The following is an 11,933-nucleotide window of genomic DNA, read 5'->3' as shown; positions in this document are numbered from 1 at the left end:
GGAGTGGAATGCTTAATTACGTTATCAAACGCTTACTGGGGTTGATTCCAACGCTGTTTATCGTCTCGGTGCTGGTGTTTTTATTTGTGCATATGCTGCCCGGCGATCCGGCGCGATTGATTGCCGGGCCCGAAGCTGATGCGCAGGTTATAGAACTGGTGCGTCAGCAGCTGGGGTTGGATCAGCCGCTGTATCACCAGTTCTGGCACTATATCAGCAATGCTGTGCAGGGGGATTTTGGCCTGTCGATGGTGTCGCGTCGTCCGGTTGCCGATGAGATTGCCAGCCGCTTTATGCCAACGCTGTGGCTGACCATAACCAGTATGGTCTGGGCGGTGATATTTGGTATGGCGGCGGGAATTATCGCCGCCGTCTGGCGTAACCGTTGGCCGGATCGATTGAGTATGACCATTGCGGTGTCGGGGATCTCGTTTCCGGCATTTGCGCTGGGGATGCTTTTAATTCAGGTATTCTCCGTTGAACTGGGCTGGCTGCCTACCGTGGGAGCAGACAGTTGGCAGCACTACATTTTACCCTCCCTGACGCTCGGCGCGGCAGTGGCCGCCGTGATGGCGCGCTTTACCCGCGCGTCGTTTGTCGACGTTTTAAGCGAAGATTATATGCGTACCGCGAGGGCGAAAGGGGTAAGCGAAACCTGGGTTGTCCTCAAACACGGGCTACGCAACGCGATGATCCCGGTAGTGACCATGATGGGCTTACAGTTTGGCTTTTTGCTCGGTGGTTCTATCGTGGTGGAGAAAGTTTTCAACTGGCCCGGACTTGGACGCTTACTCGTTGACTCCGTAGAAATGCGCGATTACCCGGTGATTCAGGCGGAAATTCTGCTTTTCTCGCTGGAATTTATTCTTATCAACTTAGTGGTGGATGTGCTTTACGCCGCCATTAACCCGGCTATCAGGTACAAGTAAGGATGCGACTATTTAACTGGCGACGTCAGGCGGTGTTAAACGCCATGCCACTGGTCAAACCTGACCAGGTACGTACACCGTGGCATGAATTCTGGCGACGATTTCGCCGTCAGCATATGGCGATGACCGCCGCATTATTCGTTATTTTATTGATTGTGGTGGCCATTTTTGCACGCTGGATCGCTCCCTATGACGCCGAAAATTATTTTGATTATGACAATCTGAATAACGGACCTTCTTTGCAGCACTGGTTTGGCGTCGATTCACTGGGGCGCGACATTTTCAGCCGTGTCCTGGTTGGTGCGCAAATCTCGCTGGCGGCGGGCGTGTTTGCCGTGTTTATCGGTGCGGCGATAGGGACGTTGCTGGGCTTGTTGGCTGGATATTATGAAGGCTGGTGGGATCGGCTGATCATGCGCATTTGCGATGTGCTGTTTGCCTTCCCGGGTATTTTACTGGCGATCGCTGTTGTTGCGGTGTTGGGAAGCGGCATTGCTAACGTGATTATTGCAGTCGCCATTTTTTCCATCCCTGCGTTTGCCCGCCTGGTGCGCGGCAACACGCTGGTGTTGAAACAGCAAACCTTTATTGAGTCAGCACGCAGTATTGGTGCTAGCGATATGACCATTTTGTTGCGTCATATCCTGCCTGGGACCGTCTCTTCTATCGTGGTGTTTTTCACCATGCGCATTGGTACCTCGATTATCTCTGCCGCCAGCCTGTCATTTCTCGGCCTCGGTGCGCAGCCGCCGACACCAGAGTGGGGAGCAATGCTCAATGAGGCTCGAGCGGATATGGTTATCGCGCCGCATGTCGCTGTTTTTCCGGCCCTGGCTATTTTTCTGACTGTACTGGCGTTCAATTTGTTGGGCGATGGTTTACGCGATGCGCTGGATCCGAAAATTAAAGGATAGTTACGTTTGAATATTACTTGAAAGAGTAATCACCTCACAGGAAATTATTGCCCTAAGCAAGTGTTGTAACTTTCTGCTGATTTTGTAGAATCGGGTAATTTGGTTAAAAAGCCGCAGCAAGGGACTGTTTTTGCAGCGGCACAGCGTTCAGACAGTTATTTTGTTAAATGTATTAACATGCTGAGTTTATACGAAAAGATAAAGATAAGGCTGATAATTTTATTTTTATTGGCAGCACTGTCATTTATTGGCCTTTTTTTCATCATTAACTATCAACTGGTATCGGAACGCGCGGTAAAACGTGCCGATAGCCGCTTTGAACTTATTCAGAAAAACGTCGGCTATTTCTTTAAAGATATTGAACGTTCGGCCCTGACATTAAAGGACTCACTGTATTTATTAAAAAATACAGAGGAGATTCAACGCGCTGTGATCCTGAAAATGGAAATGATGCCATTTTTAGACTCGGTGGGACTGGTACTTGATGATAATAAATATTATCTCTTTTCGCGGAGGGCGAACGATAAAATCGTTGTTTATCATCAGGAACAAGTAAATGGACCGCTTGTCGACGAGTCAGGGCGGGTTATTTTTGCCGATTTTAACCCATCGAAACGACCGTGGTCGGTGGCTTCAGATGACTCTAACAACAGCTGGAATCCGGCATACAATTGCTTTGATCGTCCGGGTAAAAAATGTATCTCTTTTACGCTACGCATCAACGGCAAAGATCACGATTTGTTAGCGGTGGATAAAATTCATGTCGATTTAAACTGGCGATATCTGAACGAGTATCTTGATCAAATCAGCGCTAATGATGAAGTTCTATTTTTGAAACAAGGCCATGAGATCATTGCCAAGAATCAACTCGCTCGTGAAAAACTGATTATTTATAATAGCGAAGGTAATTATAATATTATTGATTCTGTCGATACTGAATATATCGAAAAAACATCAGCGGTGCCAAATAACGCATTATTCGAAATCTATTTTTATTATCCGGGCGGTAATTTATTGAACGCATCAGATAAACTTTTTTATCTGCCGTTTGCGTTCATTATTATCGTATTGCTGGTGGTTTATTTAATGACCACTCGTGTGTTCCGTCGGCAATTTTCTGAAATGACAGAGCTGGTTAATACGCTGGCGTTTTTGCCTGACTCAACGGATCAGATCGAGGCTCTGAAAATTCGCGAAGGCGATGCGAAAGAGATTATCAGCATCAAAAATTCGATCGCGGAAATGAAAGATGCCGAAATTGAACGGTCAAATAAATTGCTCTCACTGATCTCTTACGATCAGGAAAGTGGTTTTATTAAAAATATGGCGATTATTGAGTCCAACAATAATCAGTATCTGGCTGTGGGGATCATCAAACTGTGTGGTCTGGAAGCCGTGGAAGCTGTGTTTGGTGTTGATGAACGCAATAAAATCGTCAGGAAATTGTGTCAGCGAATTGCTGAGAAATATGCACAATGCTGCGATATCGTGACATTCAATGCCGATCTCTATTTACTTCTGTGTCGGGAAAATGTACAGACATTTACCCGTAAAATAGCGATGGTAAACGATTTTGACAGCAGCTTTGGCTACCGCAATCTGCGCATCCATAAGTCTGCCATTTGTGAACCTTTGCAGGGGGAAAACGCCTGGAGTTACGCAGAAAAACTGAAACTGGCGATTTCCAGTATCCGTGACCATATGTTCTCCGAGTTTATTTTCTGTGATGACGCGAAACTCAACGAAATAGAAGAGAATATCTGGATTGCGCGTAATATTCGCCATGCAATGGAAATTGGCGAACTATTCCTCGTCTATCAACCGATCGTTGATATTAACACCCGCGCCATTCTGGGCGCGGAGGCGTTGTGCCGTTGGGTGTCTGCGGAGCGGGGGATCATTTCACCGCTGAAGTTCATTACCATTGCTGAAGATATCGGGTTTATCAATGAGCTGGGTTATCAGATTATTAAAACGGCAATGGGTGAATTCAGACATTTTAGTCAGCGTGCATCGCTGAAGGATGATTTCTTACTGCATATTAATGTTTCGCCCTGGCAGTTAAACGAACCGCACTTTCATGAGCGTTTTACCACCATCATGAAAGAAAATGGCCTGAAGGCGAACAGCCTCTGTGTTGAGATCACTGAAACCGTGATCGAGCGAATTAATGAACATTTTTATCTCAATATTGAACAACTGCGTAAACAAGGGGTACGGATATCGATTGATGACTTTGGCACCGGTTTGTCAAACCTGAAACGTTTTTATGAAATTAATCCAGACAGCATAAAGGTGGACTCGCAATTTACCGGCGATATTTTCGGTACTGCGGGAAAAATTGTGCGCATTATTTTCGATCTGGCACGCTATAACCGGATCCCGGTGATTGCGGAAGGCGTAGAGAGCGAAGACGTTGCGCGTGAATTAATCAAATTAGGATGTGTTCAGGCTCAGGGGTATCTGTACCAGAAACCCATGCCATTCTCCGCCTGGGATAAAAGTGGAAAATTAGTAAAAGAGTAGTTTACGTATGTCCAGAATCAATAAGTTCGTACTTACAGTCAGTCTGCTGATTTTTATCATGATTTCAGCAGTTGCCTGCGGGATCTACACTCAAATGGTAAAGGAACGGGTGTATAGCCTGAAACAGTCCGTTATTGATACTGCTTTTGCGGTGGCAAATATTGCTGAATATCGGCGTAGCGTGACAATTGATCTTATCAACACGCTAAATCCCACGGAGGAACAGCTGTTGGTTGGCTTACGCACAGCTTACGCCGACTCGGTTTCACCCTCTTATTTGTACGATGTCGGTCCTTATCTGATTTCCAGTGACGAATGTATTCAGGTAAAGGAGTTCGAGAAAAATTATTGTGCAGATATTATGCAGGTTGTGAAGTATCGACATGTCAAAAATACAGGGTTTATCTCTTTTGACGGTAAAACCTTCGTCTATTACCTCTATCCGGTAACTCACAATCGTAGTCTGATATTTTTGCTTGGTCTGGAGCGTTTTTCTTTACTGTCAAAATCGCTGGCGATGGACAGCGAGAACCTGATGTTCTCTCTGTTTAAGAACGGTAAACCGGTGACCGGTGATGAATATAATGCTAAAAACGCCATCTTCACCGTTTCGGAAGCGATGGAGCACTTCGCCTATTTGCCGACCGGATTGTACGTATTTTCGTATAAAAAAGATGTTTATTTGCGGGTTTGTACATTGATTATTTTCTTTGCCGCATTGGTGGCAGTGATATCGGGTGCCAGTTGCCTCTATCTGGTACGCAGAGTGATTAATCGTGGTATTGCGGAGAAAGAAGCCATTATTAATAACCATTTTGAACGCGTACTGGATGGCGGGCTTTTCTTTTCGGCTGCCGATGTCAAAAAACTCTACAGTATGTATAACTCGGCGTTCCTGGACGACCTGACCAAAGCAATGGGTAGAAAATCCTTTGACGAAGATTTAAAAGCGCTGCCGGAAAAAGGCGGTTATTTGTGCCTGTTTGACGTCGATAAATTCAAAAATATTAACGACACCTTCGGTCATTTGCTGGGCGATGAAGTGTTGATGAAAGTGGTGAAAATCCTTAAATCACAGATCCCGGTAGATAAAGGTAAAGTCTACCGCTTCGGCGGTGACGAATTTGCGGTGATTTATACGGGTGGAACGCTGGAGGAGTTGCTATCGATTCTAAAAGAAATCGTTCATTTCCAGGTGGGAAGCATTAATTTAAGCACCAGTATCGGTGTAGCGCATTCAAATGAATGTACTACCGTCGAACGCTTGAAAATGCTGGCGGATGAGCGGCTGTATAAGAGTAAGAAAAACGGCAGGGCTCAGATTAGCTGGCAGTAGAATTAGAATAGTGTTAGTACCCCTGAATCAAGGGGTACTAATGAATGTGGTAAATCATTTGCAAACATTTTACTTTGCAAAAACTTCCGGCCCTTTTATTGCCAATGTATTCAAAATACGTAGTGCCGGGCCGCTCGGTTTTATTTCATTACGTTCCCATTTCGAGACACTTTCTTTTGACATTCCCATTGTATGTGCCAGCACGGATTGTGACATGCCGTATCGGGTGCGGATGGCTTTGATCTCTTCACCCGTCATTGATTTGACTTTGGCTATACGGGCGCTGACTTCACGGGCTTTGACCATGACGGCAATGGCATCAACCTCACTATCAGACATCAGGCCCAGTGCATTCAGTTCCTTTGCATCTTCCAGCATCATTTGTAATTTATCGCTCATTTTTCACCTCAATCAAAAAGCCGGTTTCGATCAAATCCTTTATTTGCTTATTGCTAAAGGCCAGAAATGCATTTGCCATTTTTTTGTAGGCCGCCAGTTCATCATCTTCGATTTCTTTGGTTCCTTTACTGCTTAGACCACTCTTGGACCAACCATCATAAAAAAACACATGATTTGCTGATTTAAAAAAGATAATTGTTCTGGCTCCACCACTCTTTCCTTGTTGGAGGGGTAACCGTTTTTTGATGACACCGCTACCTAAATCAGCCTCCCATATGCCTTGCATCACTTCTTCAGCGGCAGCCATGAGAACTTTATCGTGAATACCAAGTTTTTTCGTGCTTTGGCTGAATCGCCTTTCCTTATACACACCCATACATCCATCCTTGTGGTAATGTTTACTATAGTAAGCATTACGCTTATTTCAAGTAATTGCGATCAAAACTTTAATTTGGTGTGAAAAAGTGAGAGTTGCCTCGAGTACGATTCATTTTTCTCGATTTATGCGTCAGGGGATTTTGTGCGTAAGGGTAGGACATCGGGAAGGGTAGTATAGGCAGATCGAAGAACAATATCCTTGTTAGATCTGCCTTTAGATTAATTAAACCCGGCTACCCCACAAATCATACTCATCGGCGTGCTCGACTTTCACACGCAGGATATCACCCGGCTTAACGTTGGTTTCACCATTGAGATAAACCGCACCGTCGATTTCCGGTGCATCTGCCATGCTGCGACCAATCGCGCCTTCTTCGTCCACTTCGTCGATAATCACCAGAATTTCACGGCCCACTTTCTCTTGCAGGCGCTCGGCGGAAATCTGCTGCTGCAGCTGCATGAAACGGTTCCAGCGTTCTTCTTTCACTTCTTCCGGAACCTGGTCAGGCAGGGCATTGGCGTCTGCACCTTCAACCGGGCTGTATTTAAAGCAGCCAACGCGATCCAGACGCGCTTCTTTCAGGAAGTCGAGTAGCATCTGGAAATCTTCTTCCGTCTCGCCAGGGAAGCCGACAATAAAGGTTGAGCGTAGGGTCAGTTCCGGGCAGATTTCGCGCCACTGTTTGATGCGCGCCAGTTGGCGATCTACAGAACCCGGACGCTTCATCAGTTTGAGAATGCGCGGGCTGGCGTGCTGCAACGGAATGTCCAGATACGGCAGGATTTTGCCTTCCGCCATCAGTGGGATGACGTCGTCCACATGCGGATAAGGGTAAACGTAGTGCAGACGTGTCCAGATCCCCAGTTTCGATAACTGTTCGCACAGGCTGACCATGCTGGTTTTTACCGGCTCGCCGTTGTGGAAGCCAGTACGATGTTTAACATCAACGCCATAGGCGGAAGTATCCTGCGAGATCACCAGAATCTCTTTAACGCCCGCATCTACCAGACGTTTCGCTTCACTTAACACTTCGCCAATCGGACGGCTCACCAGGTCGCCGCGCATAGACGGAATAATGCAGAAGGTGCAGCGGTGATTACAGCCTTCAGAAATTTTCAGATAGGCATAATGACGCGGCGTCAGTTTCACACCTTGTTCTGGCACCAGGCTCAGGAATGGGTTGTGTTTCGGTTTTGGCACGTAGTGATGAACGTGCTCCAGAACCTGCTCATAGCTATGAGGCCCGGTGATTTCCAGCACTTTCGGGTGGACTTCGCGGATCTGATCTTCTTTTGCCCCCAGACAACCGGTCACAATTACCTTGCCGTTTTCATTCAACGCTTCACCAATGGCTTCCAGTGATTCTTGTACCGCGCTGTCAATAAAGCCGCAGGTGTTGACGATCACCATGTCCGCATCGTCATAGCTCGGTACCACGTCATAACCTTCAGTGCGTAGTTCGGTGAGAATACGCTCTGAATCAACAAGGTTTTTCGGACAGCCAAGGGAAACAAAGCCGATTTTCGGCTGGGGAGTTACTTTGCTCATAGCTTAAAAAATATTCAGTTACAGGAAAGGTCAGGGCAGGGATTCTACAGAGTTCTGGATAAAATTTGTATCGCAATCTCATTCGCTGGCGGAGGCGAAGGAAATGTAAATTTTGTTAATTCGGCGTGAAGAATTGATCCTGGACAGCATTTTGCTCAAAAAATAGCCATACTATTTAATTGCAACAAGGCTGGAAAGAGGAGGATCGAAGTATGTTCGTTGACAGACAGCGAATCGATCTGCTGAACCGGTTGATCGACGCACGCGTTGACCTCGCCGCATACGTGCAACTGAGGAAGGCAAAAGGATACATGTCCGTCAGAGAAAGCAATCATCTACGAGATAACTTTTTTAAACTGAATCGCGAACTGCACGATAAATCGCTGCGGTTGAATCTTCATCTGGATCAGGAAGAGTGGAGTGCTCTTCATCATGCTGAAGAAGCATTAGCGACAGCCGCAGTATGTTTGATGAGTGGGCACCATGATTGCCCGACTGTTATTACCGTCAACGCCGATAAGCTTGAAAATTGTCTGATGAGCTTAACGCTGAGTATCCAGAGCCTGCAGAAGCACGCCATGCTTGAGAAGGCCTGAAAACTAAGGGGGAGAAAGCGTCTCCCCCTTCATGTTTAAGTTTTTGTAAAAATGAATTTGTTATCTCCTCCACTGACTACGCTTTAAGCCAGAGTCAATCCGGAGGCGTTATGCATCGACAATCCTTTTTCCTTGTGCCCCTTATTTGTCTTTCTTCCGCTCTCTGGGCGGCTCCTGCAACGGTAAATGTCGAAGTACTGCAAGACAAACTCGACCATCCCTGGGCACTGGCCTTTTTACCCGATAATCACGGTATGTTAATCACTCTGCGCGGCGGCGAGTTGCGTCACTGGCAAGCAGGAAAAGGATTATCTGCGCCGCTTTCCGGAGTTCCGGACGTTTGGGCGCACGGGCAGGGCGGCCTGCTGGACGTGGTTTTAGCGCCTGATTTTGCTCAGTCTCGCCGCATCTGGTTAAGTTATTCCGAAGTTGGCGATGATGGCAAAGCCGGAACTGCTGTGGGTTATGGCCGCTTAAGTGATGATCTCTCAAAAGTGACCGACTTTCGCACCGTCTTTCGCCAGATGCCAAAACTGTCTACCGGCAACCATTTTGGCGGGCGGCTGGTATTCGACGGTAAAGGTTATCTTTTTATTGCTCTGGGCGAAAACAATCAGCGCCCGACGGCGCAGAATCTGGATAAATTACAGGGCAAACTGGTGCGTCTGACCGACCAGGGCGAAATCCCGGATGATAATCCTTTTATAAAGGAATCCGGTGCGCGCGCCGAGATCTGGTCTTATGGCATTCGTAATCCGCAAGGAATGGCGATGAATCCGTGGAGTAATGCACTATGGCTGAATGAACATGGCCCGCGCGGTGGTGATGAAATTAATATCCCGCAAAAAGGCAAAAACTACGGCTGGCCGCTGGCAACCTGGGGAATCAACTATTCAGGCTTTAAGATACCGGAAGCGAAAGGGGAGATCGTCGCCGGGACCGAGCAACCTGTTTTTTACTGGAAAGATTCGCCCGCCGTGAGCGGCATGGCCTTCTATAACAGCGATAAATTCCCCCAGTGGCAGCAAAAATTATTTATTGGCGCGCTGAAAGATAAAGATGTCATTGTGATGAGCGTCAACGGCGACAAAGTGACAGAAGATGGCCGTATTTTAACGGACAGAGGGCAGCGAATTCGTGATGTTCGCACTGGACCCGACGGTTATTTATATGTTCTCACCGACGAGTCCAGTGGGGAATTACTTAAAGTTAGCCCACGCAATTAGCTAACGGGAATCATCACCACTTTGCGCACTGCGGGGCGTTCAGTGAGTTGCTGATACCAGCGTTGCAGATTTGGACGCGGTGTCCAGTTCAGGCCAACGTTAAACAAATTGTAGATGAACGGTGCGATAGCGATATCGCCCACACCAAACTCGTCGCCAGAGAACCATTTTACTTTTGCCAGTTCCGCATCGAGCAGGGCAAACAGGGCGTCGCACTCTTTGCAACTGGCATCAATGGCGGCCTGATCGCGCTCTTCCGGTGGTGTTCTGACTAATCCCATCAGGATCCCGCGATGAGCATTACTGAGTGTCTGGTTTGCCCAGTCCATCCATTTTTCTGCTTCCGCACGACGTGCCGGTGAGTCGATCCACAGGCGTTTTTGCCCGTACTGTGCCGCCAGATAGCGGACAATGGCGTTTGATTCCCAAAGAATGAGATCACTTTCGTCGTCACGTAACAACGGCACCAGCCCGTTAGGGTTCATCGCCAGAAAATCAGCATCGTGATTTATCCCAAACTCACGGCCCGCGAGAATTTGCTCATAAGGTAGTTCCAGTTCTTCGAGCGTCAGCAATACTTTTTTACGTTGGTTGAATTATTCCGACCCCACAGCGTAATCATACTCACCCCTTTTCCGACAGGCAGCCACAGGCTGAACAGGACTCCGATGGTGAAGTAAAGTTAACTTTTAAGCAACAGCTGGCAAAAAAATGACACCAGAAGCAGCGAAGCGGCAGGATATTGCATAAACTTTAAAAACTTTACCAACTTACGGTTTCTTTAAGTTTGTGTGTGCGTTATTAATCACCGAACTTATCATACGGCGATATAACGTATTTTTTTTGAATGGATACTCGGGTGGCATTTATGACGCAATACTCCTCTCTCCTTCGTGGTCTTGCAGCGGGTTCTGCATTTTTATTCCTTTTTGCCCCAACGGCATTCGCGGCCGAACAAACCGTTGAAGCGCCGAGCGTGGATGCGCGTGCATGGATTTTAATGGATTACGCCAGCGGTAAAGTGCTGGCAGAAGGCAATGCGGATGAGAAACTGGATCCCGCGAGCCTGACTAAAATCATGACCAGCTATGTGGTTGGGCAGGCGCTTAAGGCCGATAAGATTAAACTCACCGATATGGTGACGGTCGGTAAAGATGCCTGGGCGACGGGAAATCCGGCACTGCGTGGTTCATCGGTAATGTTCCTCAAACCGGGCGATCAGGTTTCGGTGGCAGACTTGAACAAAGGTGTGATTATCCAGTCCGGTAATGACGCCTGTATTGCGCTGGCCGATTACGTTGCCGGGAGCCAGGAGTCATTTATTGGTTTGATGAATGGTTATGCCAAAAAACTGGGTCTGACCAACACTACCTTCCAGACGGTGCACGGTCTGGATGCGCCGGGGCAGTTCAGTACCGCGCGCGATATGGCATTGCTGGGTAAAGCATTGATCCACGATGTGCCGGAAGAGTACGCCATTCATAAAGAGAAAGAGTTCACCTTCAACAAAATTCGTCAGCCTAACCGTAACCGTCTGCTGTGGAGCAGCAATCTGAATGTTGATGGCATGAAGACAGGAACCACGGCAGGCGCGGGATATAATCTGGTTGCTTCGGCTACCCAGGGCGATATGCGTTTAATCTCCGTAGTGCTGGGGGCGAAAACTGACCGTATCCGTTTTAATGAGTCTGAGAAATTATTGACCTGGGGTTTCCGCTTCTTTGAAACCGTGACGCCAATTAAACCTGATGCCACCTTTGTGACTCAGCGAGTCTGGTTTGGTGATAAGAGCGAAGTGAATCTCGGGGCAGGTGAAGCGGGCTCAGTGACCATACCGCGTGGGCAGCTGAAAAACCTGAAAGCGAGTTATACGTTAACGGAACCGCAGCTTACCGCACCGCTGAAAAAAGGTCAGGTTGTCGGGACCATTGATTTCCAGCTTAACGGTAAATCCATTGAGCAGCGTCCGCTGATCGTGATGGAAAATGTGGAAGAGGGCGGATTCTTTGGTCGGATGTGGGATTTCGTGATGATGAAATTCCATCAGTGGTTCGGCAGCTGGTTCTCTTAATCTTCTGAT

10 protein-coding genes and 1 pseudogene are annotated in these 11,933 nt (G+C 47.4%); 7 read left to right on the top strand and 4 right to left on the bottom strand.

Going from position 1 to position 11,933, the window contains the following annotated elements:
* Window positions 1–8: 8 nt before the first annotated feature.
* The 4 genes from gsiC to OQV04_RS10570 all read left to right on the top strand — a co-directional run bounded on the left by gsiC (window position 9) and on the right by OQV04_RS10570 (window position 5,705).
* Window positions 9–929, top strand: coding sequence for a glutathione ABC transporter permease GsiC (gene gsiC / locus OQV04_RS10585; protein WP_000936043.1), 921 nt, complete (start codon window positions 9–11; stop codon window positions 927–929).
* Window positions 930–931: 2 nt separating this feature from the next.
* Window positions 932–1,843 carry a glutathione ABC transporter permease GsiD gene (gene gsiD, locus OQV04_RS10580; RefSeq protein WP_001236044.1) on the top strand — a complete coding sequence of 304 codons (912 nt, stop codon included), beginning with the start codon at window positions 932–934 and terminating at the stop codon, window positions 1,841–1,843.
* A 177-nt stretch (window positions 1,844–2,020) separates the two neighbouring features.
* A complete protein-coding gene (locus OQV04_RS10575; protein WP_028132100.1) occupies window positions 2,021–4,369 on the top strand; it encodes a sensor domain-containing phosphodiesterase in 2,349 nt (782 codons plus the stop codon).
* Between the two features lie 7 nt (window positions 4,370–4,376).
* Window positions 4,377–5,705 (top strand): GGDEF domain-containing protein, encoded by a 1,329-nt coding sequence (locus OQV04_RS10570; protein WP_032280577.1) that lies wholly within the window; start codon window positions 4,377–4,379, stop codon window positions 5,703–5,705.
* A 69-nt stretch (window positions 5,706–5,774) separates the two neighbouring features.
* Here the strand turns inward: OQV04_RS10570 and OQV04_RS10565 are convergent, their stop codons facing one another.
* The 3 genes from OQV04_RS10565 to rimO all read right to left on the bottom strand — a co-directional run bounded on the left by OQV04_RS10565 (window position 5,775) and on the right by rimO (window position 8,031).
* Entirely contained in the window at window positions 5,775–6,104 is a 330-nt protein-coding gene (locus tag OQV04_RS10565) for a helix-turn-helix domain-containing protein (RefSeq protein ID WP_001280945.1), read from the bottom strand.
* The gene (locus OQV04_RS10560; protein WP_032280579.1) at window positions 6,094–6,480 is read right to left on the bottom strand and encodes a type II toxin-antitoxin system RelE/ParE family toxin; all 387 of its coding nucleotides are present in this window, start codon (window positions 6,478–6,480) and stop codon (window positions 6,094–6,096) included. Before OQV04_RS10560 ends, OQV04_RS10565 begins: the two co-directional genes overlap by 11 nt.
* A gap of 225 nt (window positions 6,481–6,705) precedes the next feature.
* A complete protein-coding gene (rimO, locus tag OQV04_RS10555) occupies window positions 6,706–8,031 on the bottom strand; it encodes a 30S ribosomal protein S12 methylthiotransferase RimO (protein ID WP_000049367.1) in 1,326 nt (441 codons plus the stop codon).
* 212 nt (window positions 8,032–8,243) lie between these two features.
* On the opposite strand from rimO, the gene bssR reads away from it, so the two are divergent.
* A complete protein-coding gene (bssR, locus tag OQV04_RS10550; RefSeq protein ID WP_274446634.1) occupies window positions 8,244–8,627 on the top strand; it encodes a biofilm formation regulator BssR in 384 nt (127 codons plus the stop codon).
* Between the two features lie 110 nt (window positions 8,628–8,737).
* Complete coding sequence (gene yliI, locus OQV04_RS10545; RefSeq protein WP_032280599.1) at window positions 8,738–9,853, top strand: aldose sugar dehydrogenase YliI; 1,116 nt, start codon at window positions 8,738–8,740, stop codon at window positions 9,851–9,853.
* On the opposite strand, the pseudogene gstB reads toward yliI, so the two are convergent.
* A pseudogene (gene gstB, locus OQV04_RS10540) lies at window positions 9,850–10,475 on the bottom strand (glutathione S-transferase GstB). The gene yliI and the pseudogene gstB sit on opposite strands and share 4 nt — an antisense overlap.
* A 246-nt stretch (window positions 10,476–10,721) precedes the next feature.
* Here gstB and dacC point away from each other — a divergent pair.
* Window positions 10,722–11,924: a serine-type D-Ala-D-Ala carboxypeptidase gene (gene dacC, locus OQV04_RS10535; RefSeq protein ID WP_000195961.1), complete on the top strand. Its 1,203-nt coding sequence runs from the start codon at window positions 10,722–10,724 to the stop codon at window positions 11,922–11,924.
* The last annotated feature ends 9 nt before the right edge of the window (window positions 11,925–11,933 follow it).

Source organism: Escherichia sp. Lx600-2 (genome assembly GCF_036662595.1).
GTDB classification, from domain to species: domain Bacteria; phylum Pseudomonadota; class Gammaproteobacteria; order Enterobacterales; family Enterobacteriaceae; genus Escherichia; species Escherichia coli.
Note: the sequence above shows the minus strand (reverse complement) of the source record. Positions and strands in the feature narration are given on the sequence as shown.

Coding starts and splice junctions, on each gene's coding strand:
- OQV04_RS10560 (WP_032280579.1), bottom strand. CDS start 6,480: ATGGGTGTGTATAAGGAAAGGCGATTCAGCCAAAGCACGAAAAAACTT.
- bssR (WP_274446634.1), top strand. CDS start 8,244: ATGTTCGTTGACAGACAGCGAATCGATCTGCTGAACCGGTTGATCGAC.
- OQV04_RS10565 (WP_001280945.1), bottom strand. CDS start 6,104: ATGAGCGATAAATTACAAATGATGCTGGAAGATGCAAAGGAACTGAAT.
- rimO (WP_000049367.1), bottom strand. CDS start 8,031: ATGAGCAAAGTAACTCCCCAGCCGAAAATCGGCTTTGTTTCCCTTGGC.
- gsiD (WP_001236044.1), top strand. CDS start 932: ATGCGACTATTTAACTGGCGACGTCAGGCGGTGTTAAACGCCATGCCA.
- OQV04_RS10575 (WP_028132100.1), top strand. CDS start 2,021: ATGCTGAGTTTATACGAAAAGATAAAGATAAGGCTGATAATTTTATTT.
- gsiC (WP_000936043.1), top strand. CDS start 9: ATGCTTAATTACGTTATCAAACGCTTACTGGGGTTGATTCCAACGCTG.
- dacC (WP_000195961.1), top strand. CDS start 10,722: ATGACGCAATACTCCTCTCTCCTTCGTGGTCTTGCAGCGGGTTCTGCA.
- yliI (WP_032280599.1), top strand. CDS start 8,738: ATGCATCGACAATCCTTTTTCCTTGTGCCCCTTATTTGTCTTTCTTCC.
- OQV04_RS10570 (WP_032280577.1), top strand. CDS start 4,377: ATGTCCAGAATCAATAAGTTCGTACTTACAGTCAGTCTGCTGATTTTT.